Origin of the sequence: Kiloniella sp., assembly GCF_048259265.1 — a bacterium.
In the GTDB taxonomy this organism is placed as follows: domain Bacteria; phylum Pseudomonadota; class Alphaproteobacteria; order Kiloniellales; family Kiloniellaceae; genus Kiloniella.
The window spans coordinates 48,012-63,914 of the sequence record NZ_JBLXHT010000013.1 but is presented as its reverse complement, the minus strand read 5'-3'; the positions used below and the strand labels follow the sequence as shown (position 1 = coordinate 63,914).

Genomic DNA, 15,903 nt, shown 5'->3' with positions numbered 1-15,903 from the left:
ATGGAAACGCGTGACCCAAAAGTACTCAATGCAATAACTCAGACCAATACTGTTAATGATCCCAATATTATCTATTCCAACCATACCGATCACAGCTTTAGCAAAGCAGAACGTGAAGCACTCTACCAAACCATCTTTTCCCGCCGTGATGTGCGTGGACAGTTTACCTCAAAGCCCATTCCCGAGGATGTCCTGAGCCGGATTTTAACCGCCGCCCACTATGCACCCTCTGTCGGCTTTATGCAGCCATGGAACTTTATTCTGATCCAGAAAGACGAAACCAAACAGCGTGTCCACAATCTGTTCAAGAAGGCTCACGACGAAGCCGCAGATATGTTCGAGGGAGAAAAGCGCAAAACTTATAAAACCCTGAAACTCGAAGGGATTATGGAATCACCGCTTAACATCTGCATTACTTGTGACAAGGATCGCACGGGTCCTGTTGTTATTGGCCGCACCCATATTAAATCAATGGATCTCTATAGCACCGTTTGTGCTGTACAAAACCTGTGGCTCGCCGCCCGAGCAGAAGGCGTGGGGGTAGGATGGGTTAGCATTCTCGATCAGAAAAAGCTCAAACAAGCCCTTAAACTCCCCAAACGAGTCACGCCCGTTGCCTATCTCTGCATTGGTTATGTATCCGAATTCTTTGACAAACCAGAGCTACAATCAGCAGGATGGTTACCACGCTTGCCCATGGCACACGTGGTTAATTTTGAAGAGTACGATAAAGGCGCCGATGATTCCTTTGCCATCAATCTTCTTGAAGCCATGAACCAGGATCAGAAAGCGATTGAGGACGGGTATTATCGGAAATAGGTTTTAGCTTTAGGTTAAATTCCCAGATCAGATAATTCAAACCCAAAAACCCGGATCAAATAACATTGGTCCGGGCGGGCTATAGATCCGGACTTTCAGATATAAAATCTCTGAAAGCACACAATTTTCTTACCTGACACGACACCACCAAAACACTCTTCCTTAGCATTCAATTGTTTTATCCCATCATCCGTTCAGCTTTGGGATCAAAAAGCGTTTCAGTATACATTCTGGCTTTGAGCATCATCCCAAGAACTTCGACTTCCACCTCGAGACCATCTTTGGCAATCTCGGTTGGTAAAAATCCATAGGCTACTGATTTCTTGCTATAGTGGGCATAGCCCCCCGATGTTACAAAGCCAACTACCTTGCCATCATGCCAAATGGGTTCATCCCCCCATACATCTGCATCGATGGCCTCAACAACAAATGTGCAGAGCTTTCGATTTGCCCCTTGTTCCTTTTCTCTCAGTGCCGCCGCCTTACCTATAAAGTCAGCCTTTTTATTATACGAGGTAAAACGATCCATCCCTGTTTCCACGGGCATATAGTCAGGGCGAAACTCCCTTCCCCAGGATCCAAAGGATTTTTCAAGTCGTAATGACATCATGGCACGCATCCCAAAGGGCTTTAACCCTAAATCCTGCCCTGCTTCAGCGAGAATATTATAGAGAGTAGCCTGTTGTTCGATCGGCACATAAATTTCGTACCCAAGATCACCCGTATAAGAAACCCTTTGGACCAGTGCACGACAGGAACCAATGTCTGTCTCTTTAACATCCAGAAATTTAAAACTTTCTGCGGACACATCTTCGAAAGCAACGCGGCGCAGTAATTCACGGGCATTGGGCCCAGCAATCTGAAAACCAATGCGCTTGGTAGAGATATTCTCAATGGCAACAGAACCATCGGAAGGTAAATTTTGCTCAAACCAGCGTAGATGTGCTGCTTGCATTCCAAAAGATGCCGTTACCATAAACTCATGATCATCTATACAGGACACTGTGAAATCACCAATCAACTTGCCCTTGTGGCTCAACATAGGGTTAAGCGCCAACCGTCCCAGTTTTGGAATGCGCCCTGCCATAATCACATCCAGCCAGTCACATGCCCCCGGCCCTGTGACGCGATATTTGCCAAAGTTATGAACCTCGTTAATGCCAACGGCGTCACGAACAGCATGACATTCCGCTGCAACCGCCTCAAACGCATTACTCCGTCGAAAACTAGGTGTTTCTTCCAGCGGCTCGCCTTCGGGCGCAAAATAATTCACCGCCTCCATACCATATCCAGCGCCAAAAACTGCACGTTGTTCTTTCCAAATATGATAAGCTGGTGTTGTTTGATGTGGGCGCGCAATAGGTAATTCTTCGTTGGGATACGACACAGAAAAGCGCCGTTGATAATTTTCTTTCACCTTGGCTCGCGTATATCCCGGTGTGATCCAGGCCCCAAAACGGGCAACATCCATAGCAAAGACATCCCGTGACGGTTCGCCTTCGATCATCCATTCAGCTAGAGTTAAACCAACTCCACCACCCTGTGAGAACCCAGCCATAACACCGCAAGCTGACCAGTAGTTCCGCAATCCGGGAACAGGCCCCACCAATGGGTTGCCATCGGGTGCAAAGGTAAAAGGTCCATTAATAACCGTTTTAACACCAACCCGTTCCAAAACAGGGAACCGTTTAAAGGCAAACTCTAATGAATCACCAATACGGTCCAGATTATTGTTTAAAAGTTCGTGGCCAAAGTCCATCGGCGTTCCACGCTCTGCCCAAGCATCACAGGCTTGTTCGTAAAATCCAATGCAAAGCCCTCTTCCTTCTTGTCGGAGATAGCTTTCGCCTTCGGGATCCATCACATGCGGTAACTCCCGATCCAGCTCATAGACCTCGGGCGCATCTTCTGTGACCAGATACTGATGTTCCATCGGGTGAAGCGGCATGTAAACGCCGGCCATTTCACCGACTTCACGTGCCCACAAACCACCCGCATTCACAATGTGCTCGGCAATCACTGTGCCTTTTTTTGTAACAACTTCCCAAGAACCGTCAGCCTGTGGATTTAGTTCAAGCACAGGATTACGCAAAACAATCTCTGCCCCGGCCATTTTGGCAGCCTTGGCATAGGCATGAGTTGTTCCCGAAGGATCAAGATGTCCGTCAAGGGGATCGTAAAGCGCCCCGATAACGCCATCAATATTGGTAATTGGTGACAACTTTTTGATTTCTTCGGGGCTGACAATTTCAGTATCCAAGCCCATATAGCGATGCTTTGCGCGCTCAGCCTTGAGGAAATCCATGCGCTCTGGTGTCGAAGCCAACGTGACCCCACCGACATGATGCAAACCACAAGACATCCCGGTAATCTCTTCCAGTTCTCTATAAAGCCGGATTGTATAACCTTGTAGTGCAGCCATGTTCGTGTCTGCGTTCAGAGTATGGAAACCACCAGCTGCATGCCATGTCGAACCCGAAGTCAGCTCTGACCGCTCGATCAGCATAACATCATTCCATCCAAGCTTTGTCAGGTGATAGAGAACGGAACAACCAACGACACCGCCACCGATGACGGCTACACGAGTATGTGATTTCATAGGACCTATCCGATTACTGAGAAGCTGGAATTCTGATTGATTTCACGATTACGGGAAAACACACCAAGAGAAATGGTTTTATCTATATTGTCCAAATGGAATTTCAAAGGCGTGGCATCATGATTGTGACCCTTTTCACAGGCTTCAACGATTGCCGTCATCATTTTTCCGGCCACAGGCGCGTTCTTGTACTGATTGCCGCTGGTCCCTACAGCCATATAAAAGCCGGGCAAGCTGCTTTTGTCGTAAATCGGCATCCAGTCTTCAGTCACATCATAAAGGGCAACAACGCCTTTTGTTTTAGAGGGAATACCAAGCTCGGGAAAACGTTGAGCCATACGCATGACCAAAACTTTCCACTGTTCGGAAAAATTTTCATCATAATTATCAGGATCATCCACCCATTCTTTTTCATCACAGGCAGGATCTTCTGATCCAATCAAAATATTATTTCCCGTCTCGGGTCGGCAGTAGGTATGGATATCACTATCCGAATAAACCATGCCCTCTTTTTCGAAATCAAATCCATCCGGGGATGGTACATGGGCAACTTCATGACGAAGAGCACGCGTGCTCATTTTCATGTCCTGACACACACCAGCCATTTCATTGACTTTGGATGAATGTGGGCCGGCAACATTAATCACAACAGGCGCGCTGATCTTCGTTCCATCAGCTAATCGAACACCACTTACCCGCCCATTTTCTTTTAGGATCTCACTGACTTCCATTTTAAAGAGAAACTCAGCTCCATGAGCTTCAGCAGCGCGTTGCGCATTATGCGCCGATAGTTTTGGATCATTCACATATCCACCGCGCGGAAAGAATACCGCCCCCTCAACAGCGGGTCCCGTCGGCAATCCAAATTCAGGGTCTTCTGGGCGACGAGCAGGTTCAAATTGTTGCGTATCTGAGATTGGTAAATACTTTTTGATATCAGATGTAGGAATATCCTTATAGGGACAGCCAATCTCATCCATCGTTGCACAGACTTTTTTTAGCGAATGATTATGAGGTGTTTTAATAACAAGACATCCGGTTTCTTTATATTCGATCATACCATGGTCGTCTTGAACGCCCATGTATTCGTCCCAGTTTTTCCAGTAATGCCAACCTTCATAAGCAAGTGCACAGGTTTCCAAAGCTGAATAATACGTCCGAATAATCGCGCAAGAGCCAGATGTTGAACCATATCCAGATTCCGGCAACTTATCGATGGAAAGCGTTTTCCACCCCTTCTTGGCCATTTCAAAAGCTGTACAGGCCCCAATGACCCCTGCACCGATAATGATTGCGTCGTATGATTTACTCATTCTTCTCTTCGTCCCTGTTTATTCTTGTTTGCTGATTTTCTTGTATTGCTCTGTCATAAGATTTCTAGGCTAAAAATCTCCTGACACACCACCCTCCGCAGTTCTGCGTGCCACAAATTCAGCGATTTCATCCTGTCTACTGATATCAAGACCAGGTTGCTGATAATCATTGATAATATTCTTATAAATTGAATGCGCGCGTTCTGTTGTTGTTTTTGAACCGCCTTCTTCCCAGTTCTCAAAATTATTCCAATCCGACAAAATTGGAGAATAAAAGGCAGTTTCATAACGTTCCAGCGTATGGGGTGTGCCAAAGAAATGACCGCCAGGCCCCACATCCTTAACGGCGTCCAATCCCAGACTGCTTTCAGTTATTTCAGGCGGTTGCAGGAACTTTGTCATCATCTGCAGCATCTCTGCATCAATGATTACTTTCTCAAAAGAGGCGCATAGCCCACCTTCTATCCACCCTGCACCGTGCATGAGCATATTGGCCTGCCCCATAACAGCAGACCAGATCGACATCTGGCTCTCATAAGTCGCTTGCGCATCCACACAGTTCGAGGCATTCGCATTCGATGATCGGTAAGGAACGCCGACACGCCGGGCCAACTGTCCGCCAATCATGGCAGCCTGTGCATTTTCAGGTGTTCCAAAAGCAGGTGATCCACTTTTCATATCAACATTTGAGGTAAAGCCCCCGTAAGCAACAGGGCATCCCGGGGCAACCAACTGTAATAACGTCATCCCGGCAAGTGCTTCGGCGTGTTGCTGTGCCAAGGCCCCTGCTACTGTTATCGGTGCCATCGCGCCGGATAAGGTAAAGGGCGTGATGACACATAGCTGGTTATGCCGCGCCATTTCCATCGCCCCCTCAATCATCACGCCATCCAAACGAAGCGGAGAAGATGTATTGATGATCGTAAACAACCGGGTCTTTTTCTTGAAATCATCCCAACTGCTACAACCATGCGCTATGCGGGTGATTTCCAAAGCATCTGTTATCCGTTCTTTCCCCAACGCATAAGCATGGAAAACCTTATCCGTCAGCAATGCCATATCAGCAATGCATTCGAGGTGCCGTATACGCGGAAGGATATCAACCGGCTCTACTGGGTACCCTGCAATAAAGTGTACAATATTCAAAGACTGACACAGCTTGAGAAGGTTACGATAATCTTCCTGATTTCCAGGTCGCCGCCCACGTTCGATATCACTGACGTTTGGGGCAGATGCGACAGAGCCAAAAGAAATGTTCCCGGGGGATAAATCCAAATTATGTGCGGGGTTTCGAGCGTGTAAAATGACATTAGAAGGCGCATGTGACATCGCCTCCTTGATTAGTTCCCGGTCCATATAAACCCGGTCACTTCCAATTTTTGTTTTCGCACCTGCTTTATGTAAGCTTTCTTTTGCTTCGGCATGAAGAATGTCTATGCCAACCTCTTCAAGAATGCGATACGCCGTATCGCAAATAACATCGATTTGACCCTCGTCCAGTATTTCTACAGGGCGATAGGACGTTTGCACTTGAGACCAAGGTAACTGTTGAATCCCTGATGCCGCGACATGAGGCCTTTTATTCCTTTTACGCCCGGATCTTTGCAACATGTTCGCGTCTCCCAATACAGAACTAAATACCTAAAGCAAACCTAATCGTTCTTAAGCTTCACATTCCAACCCAAACGCCTGTGCCACAATATTCATCCGCGTTTCAATCACGTCATAATCGCGCTCTTTCAAAGGGGAAAATCCAATAAGAAGAAGGGCTTCACGTGTTGTTTCATCAAGGGAAACCATCGCATCGACCACCGCCATATGCAGTCGATCAATCTCTTTTCGAGAGCGCCGCGCCGTTATAAAGGGAAGTGTTGGCGTCGGTTCACTTGTGGCTATAACCCTTAGCTTTTGGGCTGCGGGCTCATGACGTAGTGCCAACTCCCAACTAAGGGCATCAATGGCCGCAAAATCGGCCTGTCCCATAGCAACTGCCTGAATAGACGCACGATGGCTACCACTCTCAACAGAAGAACCAAAGTCATCTATATTTCCGACGGATCTTAGCGTGTATAAAAGTGCTGCATAGCCAGATTGAGACCCCTTATCATTATAAGCAAAGGTCAATCCTTTTAAGTCATCCAATGTATCGATTGAAGTCTCTTGATGAACAACGATGACACTGTAATAGGAACCTGCCCCGCAGTTTATGCCATAAGCGGGGGTCCCGACTAAAGATACCTTATCTTTCAAAACTATTTTAAAAGGCAAGCCACAGGTTTGGGACAGAAGTAAATTACAGTTTAACCACTGCTCCATCGGGGCATTTGTTCTATCCAGAACTGGGGGAGCGATAAAGCCCTGATCGGCAAGACTTGTACGAATCTCTTTATAAAATTGATCATTGTAAACCTGAATTTCCGGCCAGTCATACATCGGAAGAGAGACAATCGCTTCACTCATCTCATCATCCCTAATTAACGTTTGCTATTTTAGCGGATGTTTTAGCTCTGGCATTAACAGGCAACTTGGCAATTATAGCTTTAGGCCTTTTCGGTGTGAAGGGATACGCGACAGGCTCTTTTTTTGAAAAAGTAAATCGTTTGAAAATTTCACTGTAACTTTTGAAACTGTAACCTCGGTTCATTTCCAAAAAACGCTGTCTATTTTTCTTGAAAACACCAGGTAACTTATACCAAGAAACGGTTGGATAGGCATGATGAACCACATGCAGATTATTGTTTAAAAAGAGAAAACTGAAAAAACCTTTATCTTCAACAATAACCGTTCTGGCACGCATGGACTCATGAGCTTGATGTTCCAAAAACGTACGTACCATCAATAAAGAATACGCAAAATAACTACAAACAAGATAGGCCCAGACAGGCATATCACTAAAAGTATAGATAACCATGACAACCAATACACTCATCACATAATGCACCCCCCATGTGAGAATGATTTTTTGATTTCCATTGATTATTTCAGATATAGCGAAACCGATAGAACTAAGGGCTGGGCCGATCAACATTCGCCCAAACAACGTGTTGTTAAACTCAAACACTGCTTGTACCCACCCCGAACGTTTTTCCCAAGTTTCTAAATCTTGATATGCGCTCTCAGGATCTTCAAAAGGATCGCTGATACTCGCGTTTTGGTGATGTTTTATATGTGTTTCTTTGAACCGAAAATAAGGAACTAATAATCCGACCGGCATAACTATCAGGGCATCGTTCAACTGTTGCGACACAAAGGGGTGACCATGGATACATTCATGCTGTAGAGAAGAATGCAAAGTAATTAATGGAATAAGAATAAGCATCTGCAGATACAATGGCAGACCAAGGGGATTAAAAACCATCAAACCTAACAAGGAATAGCACGAAATAATAAGTAACAAAGTTCGCCATTCAGCACGATCACGCAACAACACTTTCAACCTCCGTCATTTAACTTAATAACGATGCGGCAGAAAAATATTATCGACAATAATACAATACAATCATTATAATAATAATTAGATACTAATCGTGCATTTTGTAACTATTATGGAATAATGATGTGAATTCACAGCAATCAAATTTAAATAGTTCGGATAAACGTGATGTTGCCCACGTCTTTCGAGAGAGAATGGCGCTGCTGATTTCACAAAGTGGTAATAATTTAAGTCAATTTTCAAAATCAATCGGTATAGATCGCTCTGCGTTAAGTCAGTTTCTGGCACCGGATTCAACCAGACTTCCCAGAGCTGAGACACTTTGTGCTATTTCAAGAGCCTGTGGTGTTTCACTTGATTGGCTTATGGGTTTGATTGCCAATGACGGTAACAGTGATGAGATTGTACCTTCTATAGAAATCATGCAAATGAACGAGGAACAAGCCACCCGTAAGCTGGAAGAATGGCACAGAGAATCAATTGGCTATAAAATAAGGTACGTCCCCAATACCCTGCCGGACATCATGCGAATTGATGAAGTCAGTGAATTCGAATTTAAATACAACCACCTCTTTATTCGAAAAGCACAGGACCAACAGGCAAAACAACATCTTATTAAAACGGAAAAACCAGATACCGACATGGAAGTCTGCATGCCAATACAGACACTAGAACTCTTTGCCAAGGGCGAAGGTATATGGAAGGATCTTTCAAAGGATGTACGACAAAAACAGCTGGAACACATGTTAAAACTTGTCGGCGAGTTTTATCCAACTTTCAGGCTTTTCTTTTTTGATCAGAAAGCTGTTTATTCTGCACCCTATACCTTGTTTGGCCCTCTACGAGCTGCTGTTTATCTTGGTAATATGTATTTATTGGTGAACTCTGTCGATCATATCAAAGCCCTAACGCAACATTTTGATCGGTTAATCCGCCTCGCTACCGTCGGCCCGGATCGAGCTGAAAAACAAATCCAAACATTTTTAAATAAAATAAAATAACGTCACACACTTTATTCAAATAGCGACATGCGCTATCGTCGCTATAAGGCAATATAATGTTATTTGAAGTCTCGATCTTGCGACCTTTAGCTACATGAATAATAATTAAGATGTAAAAATACAAATAAAAAACGAACACCCAACAATAAAATAAGTAAAAAACACGAACAGAGAAGTAATAAAACAACACATTATTCTACACAACCACCATGCATATAAAACGTAACGAAACAATAAATTCACACAACTGTTGTTTATGCACAAATTCATAGAAATTTAATTATTTTTGTTCGCAAAAATTTGACAATAATAACGATACAATAAACACTTAAAGGCAACAGACAGAAATTAAAAAATAAACGACACACAACCGGGAGGCACTATAAATGAAATTCTTCAAGCGCAATGGCTCACCAATGCCATCTCATACTGTCAAAATGGCAGAAGAAACAAAATCCGGCAATATGGATCGCCGTGAGTTTCTTGCAATTGCAAGCGTATTTGGCGCGACCGCAGCAACCGCTTACGGCATGCTCGGTATTGCTGCACCATCAGAGGCAATCGCTGCTGAAGGCAAAAAAGGTGGCATCCTAAAAGTATCCACAAATGTACGCGAACTCAAAGATCCACGTACATTTGACTGGTCTGAAATGGGCAACCTTGCCCGCCAGTTCCTTGAACCACTTGTTCGTTATAACCGCGATTTTACGTTTGAAGGACGTCTGCTCGAAGGTTGGGAAATCAACGATGATGCCACTGTGTATACCCTAAAAGTACGCAAGGGTGTTAAATGGAATAATGGCGATGACTTTAATGCTGATGATGTCGTTTTTAATATGACGCGTTGGTGTGACAAAGCTGTCGAAGGTAACTCTATGGCAGGTCGCATGGCGACACTTATCGACGAAAATACGGGTAAAGCCATTGAAGGTGCTATTGAAAAAATTGACAGCCATACCGTTCGCCTAAATCTGCCAAAATCAGACATCACTATTATTCCGGGAATGAGTGATTACCCAGCCTTGGTAGTGCATCGTGACTTCGAGAAAATGGGGAGTGATCTTCCTTCTAATCCAATCGGTACAGGCCCATTCGAATTTGAATCATATGAAGTTGGTACTTCCGCATCTGTTAAACGTCGGACAAATGGAAAATGGTGGGACGGCGACGTCTATCTGGATGGTATTGAGTTCATCGACTACGGCACAGATCCTTCTGCCGAAGTTGCTGCGTTTGAATCTGGAGAAGTACATACCAACTACGAAACGACAGCCGATTTCATTGAAATTATGGACAGTTTGGGCCTAACCAGATCAGAGGTAGTAACATCAGCCACGGTTGTTCTTAGAACCAATGCAACTCACAAACCCTATGATGATCAACGTGTTCGTAAAGCCCTGCAGATGGCTGTGGACAATGAAACCGTCCTTCAACTCGGCAACGGAGGAGCAGGTACCATTGCCGAAAACCACCATGTGGCCCCTCTTCACCCGGAATATTACGAGCTGCCGAAACAAGAGCGTGATATTGAAGGCGCGAAGAAGCTCATGGCAGAAGCTGGTCAAAGTGATTATGAGCATGAACTTATCTCAATTGATGACGATTATCGTAAAAATACGGCTGATGCCGTAGCCGCGCAAATCCGTGAAGCCGGGTTCAAAGTCAAACGTACAGTACTGCCCGGATCAACCTTCTGGAATGACTGGACCAAGTATCCTTTCTCTATCACCAACTGGAATATGCGCCCGCTGGGTGTTCAAATCATGGCGCTCGCTTACCGATCAGGAGAAGCCTGGAACGAAACCGCACATAGCAACCCAGAATTTGATGCAAAAATGGAACAGGCGCTTGCGGTTGCGGATGCTGATAAACGCCGGGAAATCATGAAAGATCTTGAACAGATCTTGCAAGATTCCGGACACATAATCCAGCCATATTGGCGTTATCTCTTTAATCATGCGGCACCCAGCGTCCGTAATCACGGCATGCATCCGCTTTTCGAATTCCATTTCGAAAAAGTCTGGCTCGACGACGCATAATTGTATTCTTGGAACAACCAAAGGAGTTTCGGCCCCCGAAGCTCCTTTGGTTTACCAAAAACATAAAAAATTATGCGTTCAAACAACGGGGCAGATATGGTTACATTTTTTTTGAAACGCTTGGGCGTCATGGTATTAACCATGTTATGCCTAACGATTGTTGTCTTTTCACTTGTTAATCTAGATCCCAATCTTCGTAAGCTTTCTATTTCTCAAACGAATATGAGAGCAACAGATGTTGAGATTGAATCCTGGTTGGTAAACAATGGTTACCGAGACCCCTTTATTGAACGATACGGATCATGGCTAGGTCTCTGGCCCAAACAACCTAATATAGATCAAAAAACAGGCGAAGCAGTATCGCGTTTCAAATATTGTGATGATCCCACGGCCCCAACCTTTTCCGGTGTTATTCAAGGAGACTTTGGATGCTCTACAAAGTTTAAGAAAAAGGTTGCTGATAAACTGGTCCCTGCCCTGCAATCAACAGGTTGGCTGATGTTTTGGGTTATGGCCGTCATGATTCCCTCTGCCCTGGTGATCGGTATTCTTGCCGGTATGCGCGAAGGATCGCGCATGGACCGTAGCCTATCCATTGTGTCCATCACATCCACAGCAACGCCAGAATATGTATCCGGTATCTTTTTTACCGTCATATTTGCTTCGTGGCTGGGATGGTTAAACGGTTCAGCAGCAACAGCAACGTCAAAAGGAATAACCTTTTACAACTTCGCCCTCCCCGTTATGACAATGGCTATTTACGGCATGGGTTATATCGCCCGGATGACACGTGCTTCAATGGTAGAGGTTATGACAGCACAGTATATTCGAACCGCTCGGCTTAAGGGCATGGGCTTTTACGCCGTCATTATCAAACATGCTCTTCGCAATGCGCTAATAGCGCCCTTTACCGTCATTATGCTTCAATTCCCATGGCTTCTAACTGGTGTTGTCATTGTTGAAATCATGTTCAGATACCAGGGTTTTGGTTTTACCCTCGTCCAGGCAGCAGGGAATAATGATATTGATCTCTTGTTGGCTTGCTCACTTGTTTCTGTGATTGTTGTGCTGGTAACCCAGCTCATATCAGATCTAGGCTATGCCTACCTCAACCCTCGAATTCGTGTGAAATAAGGGGGCTACGATGGAATATTTATCAACATTCGACATTATCACCACGACGTTCATACAATTATGGCCCACTTGGCTTGCGCTGATCATATTGGTTGCCGCAAGTTTTGCTTTTCAAAACCAACTCGGTCTTTATGGCAGGTTATTTGATAGTGGTGTTGGTATCGTTGGCGTTCTCATCGTCGCATTCTGGATCTTCACGGCGATCTTTGCAGACATCATCGCCCCTTTTGATCCGCTTGACCAAATCGTTGTCATGAAAAACAAACTCCCCGGTGCCATAGAACCGGGCAGTGGTGAAGCCTTTTTGTTTGGCGGAGACAAGCTTGCACGGGATGTGTTCAGCCGTGTTGTTTACGGCAGTCAGATTGTTCTTATTATCGCCCCGGCAGCAACAATCTTTGCACTAATGGTTGGTATCTCCCTTGGGTTACCTGCTGGATATTACGGTGGAAAGACAGATACTATCCTTTCATTCCTTGCCAACCTCGTTTTGGCGTTCCCGGTTATTTTGCTTTTCTACCTCTTGGTCACACCGGGAATTACAGAGACACCAATCCCCTACACTATGGCCGGGCTGTTTTTCCTCTTCCCTATCGTCTTTTTTGTGACCCTGTTCTATTCGCGCTACAAAAAAAGAATAGAGGTTCTATGGATACAGTTGACAATAACATTGGTCCTTGGTGGTTGGATCTATGCAGGGCTTGTTTTCGATGCTGATCCGCTTGGCATCATTTCCATTGATCCGAACGAGCTTAATATTTTTGTCGCCGTTGTTTTTGCAACCAGTCCGGCTGTTTTCCGTATTGTGCGCGGCTTGGTCATGGATATAAAAACCCGTGACTACATCGCAGCGGCCCAGACAAGGGGCGAGACACCTTGGTATATTATGCTTTGGGAAATCCTTCCCAATGCGCGAGGACCTTTGATTGTTGATGCCTGCCTGCGCATTGGTTACACGACCATTCTCCTCGGCACTCTTGGTTATTTCGGATTGGGTATGGCCCCTGAAAGCCCCGATTGGGGCACTGCTATCAAGGAGGGCTCACGCCTGCTTCGCCTTTATGTACACCCCGCACTCTTTCCTGCTGCGGCTCTGATGTCATTTGTTCTTGGTTTGAACTTATTGGCTGACTCACTTCGTGAAGAGTCCATGAAAGATTAGAGGAAGGATTAAGGGAGATGACGATGACTGAAGACACACCAATTCTTGAGATTAACAACCTTTCGATATCCTTCTTTGTCCGCACGGGTGAAATTCCCGCGGTTATGGATTTTTCTTGCAAAGTAATGCCCGGCGAAGCCATGGGACTAGTGGGGGAATCAGGTTGTGGCAAATCCACTGTTGCACTTGGTATCATGCGGGATCTATCCAATATAGGGAAGATAACCGAGGGTACGATTAAATTTATGGGCAAGGACATGGGGGAAATGTCCGAGGCTGAATTGCAAGACATTCGTGGATCAAAGATCTCGATGGTTTATCAAGAACCAATGGCCAGCCTTAACCCCGCCATGAAAATCGGAAAACAGCTTATGGAAGTTCCGATTATTCATGAAAAGGTTTCCAAAGATGCGGCCTATGCCCGGTCGTTGGAAATGTTAGAGGCTGTTAAGTTGCCAGATCCGGAACGCATGATGCGCTCTTACCCGCATCAGTTATCTGGCGGTCAACAACAACGCATTGTCATTGCCATGGCCTTGCTTTCAAAGCCGAAGTTGCTTCTGCTTGATGAACCGACAACAGCCTTAGATGTTACCGTAGAGGCCGGTATTATTGATCTGGTGAAGGATCTGGGGAAACGCTTCGGAACGTCCATTCTCTTTATCTCTCACAACTTGGGACTGATCTTAGAGACCTGTGATCGCATCACCATTATGTATTCTGGTGAAGCGGTCGAAAGTGGCACCGTCAACGATGTTTTTGATCGTATGCAGCACCCTTATACTCAGGGACTGTTTCGATCTATTCCCTTACCCGGTGCAGATAAAAACACCCACCCTCTTGTCGCTATCCCCGGGCAGTTACCACTGCCCAATCAACGCCCCCGCGGCTGTAACTTTGGACCACGCTGTCATCACTATGTCGAAGAAGTTTGTAATGCAGGCCATATCAGTATGATGCCCGTGGCAAATGAAGAAGGGCATACGAGCCGCTGTTTACGCTTTGAAGAAATAGATTGGAAAGCGTTACCGGAAAACCTCCAACAGCATGAGGCTATTCAGCCCGGTCGGGAGGTACTCAAAGTTGAAAACCTGAAAAAGCACTACCATGTAGCAGCAAACGCCATATTTGGCGGATCAGACACACGTACTGTCAAAGCCAATGAAACCTTGTCCTTTACGGCTAGAGAGTCCGAAACAACGGCAATTGTGGGTGAATCTGGTTGTGGTAAATCAACCCTAGCCAAAGTCTTGTTAGGATTGGAAACAGCCACTGATGGTTCAGTGACAATGGATGGCCTGAAAATAGAAGCGGTTGAAGTTAATAATCGTACACCGGAAACCATTGCTTCCCTTCAGATGGTATTTCAGAACCCGTTCGATACTCTTAACCCAAGCCATTCTGTCGGGTCACAAATTATTCGAACTCTCGAAAAATTTAATATTGGGGCGAACCAGAAAGAACGTGAGAGCCGTATGCTCGAGCTACTTGATCTGGTTAAACTTCCCAGGGCTTTTGCATCACGTATGCCACGACAGCTTTCTGGCGGCCAAAAACAACGCATTGGCGTCGCACGCTGTTTTGCCGGACATCCCAAAATTGTAGTTGCGGATGAACCTGTCTCAGCACTGGACGTCTCTGTTCAGGCCGCAGTTACAGAGCTTCTTATGGATATTCAGCGAGAAGCCAAAACAACTATGTTGTTTATTTCCCATGACCTTTCTGTCGTACGATATATCGCTGATCGTGTGATCGTTATGTATCTCGGCCATATTGTTGAACAAGGAACGACAGACCAGATTTTTGCGCCGCCTTATCATCCCTATACAGAGGCCCTACTCTCGGCTATTCCCATTGCGGACACATCGGTTGAGAAAAAACACATCGTTCTTGATGGAGATATTCCTTCGGCCATGAGCCCGCCTTCTGGTTGCCCATTCCACACCCGTTGCCCGCATGTTGCTGAAGTTTCCGGTGATCTCTGTGCCAAAGAAGTGCCAGAAATCAAAACCTTGAGCGGCGTACATCAAATAAAGTGTCATCTCGCGGATGATATTCTTGAGCGTATGGAACCTGTCATTAGTTTTGATAAAAAAGAAAAAGATCATACAGCGGCCTGATACCTTTGTGAAAAAAGAGCCGCAGATCAATTTTGGTAGTTAGTCTCTGCGATGGCCGATCCCCCCCCCACTCTTCGGAAGGGCTAGCCCTTCCGACAGAAACGCTTTATAGCCTCATAACAGGATATAAAGCATCTGGTGATTTGTGGCGGTTACGGTTCTCTGAAGTGTCGGATACATCCTGCACCTTACACCCTTCCAACAGTCAGAATAAACAATGCTATCGGAAATCCCTTTCCTTTCTGTGAGAGGGAATAATGATCCTGTTGAAAATCATCAGATG

General features: G+C 45.4%; 11 protein-coding genes. 6 read left to right on the top strand and 5 right to left on the bottom strand.

Features of this window, described 5'->3' with window-relative positions:
• Positions 1 to 819: a 5,6-dimethylbenzimidazole synthase gene (bluB, locus tag ACN0QW_RS17370; RefSeq protein WP_417433241.1), complete on the top strand. Its 819-nt coding sequence runs from the start codon at positions 1 to 3 to the stop codon at positions 817 to 819.
• A 178-nt stretch (positions 820 to 997) separates the two neighbouring features.
• Here bluB and ACN0QW_RS17365 read toward each other — a convergent pair whose 3' ends face one another.
• The 5 genes from ACN0QW_RS17365 to ACN0QW_RS17345 all read right to left on the bottom strand — a co-directional run bounded on the left by ACN0QW_RS17365 (position 998) and on the right by ACN0QW_RS17345 (position 8,050).
• Positions 998 to 3,418 carry a GcvT family protein gene (locus tag ACN0QW_RS17365; protein WP_417433239.1) on the bottom strand — a complete coding sequence of 807 codons (2,421 nt, stop codon included), beginning with the start codon at positions 3,416 to 3,418 and terminating at the stop codon, positions 998 to 1,000.
• Positions 3,419 to 3,423: 5 nt separating this feature from the next.
• On the bottom strand, positions 3,424 to 4,731 hold the full coding sequence (locus ACN0QW_RS17360) for an NAD(P)/FAD-dependent oxidoreductase (protein WP_417433237.1): 1,308 nt from the start codon (positions 4,729 to 4,731) through the stop codon (positions 3,424 to 3,426).
• Between the two features lie 69 nt (positions 4,732 to 4,800).
• Positions 4,801 to 6,342, bottom strand: a complete 1,542-nt coding sequence (locus tag ACN0QW_RS17355) for a trimethylamine methyltransferase family protein (protein WP_417433235.1) — start codon at positions 6,340 to 6,342, stop codon at positions 4,801 to 4,803.
• Between the two features lie 51 nt (positions 6,343 to 6,393).
• Positions 6,394 to 7,191, bottom strand: a complete 798-nt coding sequence (locus ACN0QW_RS17350) for a phosphate/phosphite/phosphonate ABC transporter substrate-binding protein (RefSeq protein ID WP_417433233.1) — start codon at positions 7,189 to 7,191, stop codon at positions 6,394 to 6,396.
• 10 nt (positions 7,192 to 7,201) lie between these two features.
• On the bottom strand, positions 7,202 to 8,050 hold the full coding sequence (locus tag ACN0QW_RS17345) for a fatty acid desaturase (protein ID WP_417433231.1): 849 nt from the start codon (positions 8,048 to 8,050) through the stop codon (positions 7,202 to 7,204).
• A 239-nt stretch (positions 8,051 to 8,289) separates the two neighbouring features.
• On the opposite strand from ACN0QW_RS17345, the gene ACN0QW_RS17340 reads away from it, so the two are divergent.
• The 5 genes from ACN0QW_RS17340 to ACN0QW_RS17320 all read left to right on the top strand — a co-directional run bounded on the left by ACN0QW_RS17340 (position 8,290) and on the right by ACN0QW_RS17320 (position 15,620).
• Positions 8,290 to 9,165 (top strand): helix-turn-helix domain-containing protein, encoded by an 876-nt coding sequence (locus ACN0QW_RS17340; RefSeq protein ID WP_417433229.1) that lies wholly within the window; start codon positions 8,290 to 8,292, stop codon positions 9,163 to 9,165.
• Positions 9,166 to 9,551: 386 nt separating this feature from the next.
• Entirely contained in the window at positions 9,552 to 11,204 is a 1,653-nt protein-coding gene (locus tag ACN0QW_RS17335) for an ABC transporter substrate-binding protein (RefSeq protein WP_417433227.1), read from the top strand.
• Between the two features lie 96 nt (positions 11,205 to 11,300).
• A complete protein-coding gene (locus tag ACN0QW_RS17330; protein ID WP_417433225.1) occupies positions 11,301 to 12,338 on the top strand; it encodes an ABC transporter permease in 1,038 nt (345 codons plus the stop codon).
• A 10-nt stretch (positions 12,339 to 12,348) separates the two neighbouring features.
• Positions 12,349 to 13,500, top strand: a complete 1,152-nt coding sequence (locus ACN0QW_RS17325) for an ABC transporter permease (protein WP_417433223.1) — start codon at positions 12,349 to 12,351, stop codon at positions 13,498 to 13,500.
• 23 nt (positions 13,501 to 13,523) lie between these two features.
• On the top strand, positions 13,524 to 15,620 hold the full coding sequence (locus ACN0QW_RS17320; protein ID WP_417433221.1) for a dipeptide ABC transporter ATP-binding protein: 2,097 nt from the start codon (positions 13,524 to 13,526) through the stop codon (positions 15,618 to 15,620).
• Positions 15,621 to 15,903 lie beyond the last annotated feature (283 nt).

What these genes read in the sequence shown, in the direction of transcription:
- bluB (WP_417433241.1), top strand. Translation starts at nt 1, where the DNA reads ATGGAAACGCGTGACCCAAAAGTACTCAATGCAATAACTCAGACCAAT.
- ACN0QW_RS17365 (WP_417433239.1), bottom strand. Translation starts at nt 3,418, where the DNA reads ATGAAATCACATACTCGTGTAGCCGTCATCGGTGGCGGTGTCGTTGGT.
- ACN0QW_RS17360 (WP_417433237.1), bottom strand. Translation starts at nt 4,731, where the DNA reads ATGAGTAAATCATACGACGCAATCATTATCGGTGCAGGGGTCATTGGG.
- ACN0QW_RS17355 (WP_417433235.1), bottom strand. Translation starts at nt 6,342, where the DNA reads ATGTTGCAAAGATCCGGGCGTAAAAGGAATAAAAGGCCTCATGTCGCG.
- ACN0QW_RS17350 (WP_417433233.1), bottom strand. Translation starts at nt 7,191, where the DNA reads ATGAGTGAAGCGATTGTCTCTCTTCCGATGTATGACTGGCCGGAAATT.
- ACN0QW_RS17345 (WP_417433231.1), bottom strand. Translation starts at nt 8,050, where the DNA reads ATGCTTATTCTTATTCCATTAATTACTTTGCATTCTTCTCTACAGCAT.
- ACN0QW_RS17335 (WP_417433227.1), top strand. Translation starts at nt 9,552, where the DNA reads ATGAAATTCTTCAAGCGCAATGGCTCACCAATGCCATCTCATACTGTC.
- ACN0QW_RS17330 (WP_417433225.1), top strand. Translation starts at nt 11,301, where the DNA reads ATGGTTACATTTTTTTTGAAACGCTTGGGCGTCATGGTATTAACCATG.
- ACN0QW_RS17325 (WP_417433223.1), top strand. Translation starts at nt 12,349, where the DNA reads ATGGAATATTTATCAACATTCGACATTATCACCACGACGTTCATACAA.
- ACN0QW_RS17320 (WP_417433221.1), top strand. Translation starts at nt 13,524, where the DNA reads ATGACTGAAGACACACCAATTCTTGAGATTAACAACCTTTCGATATCC.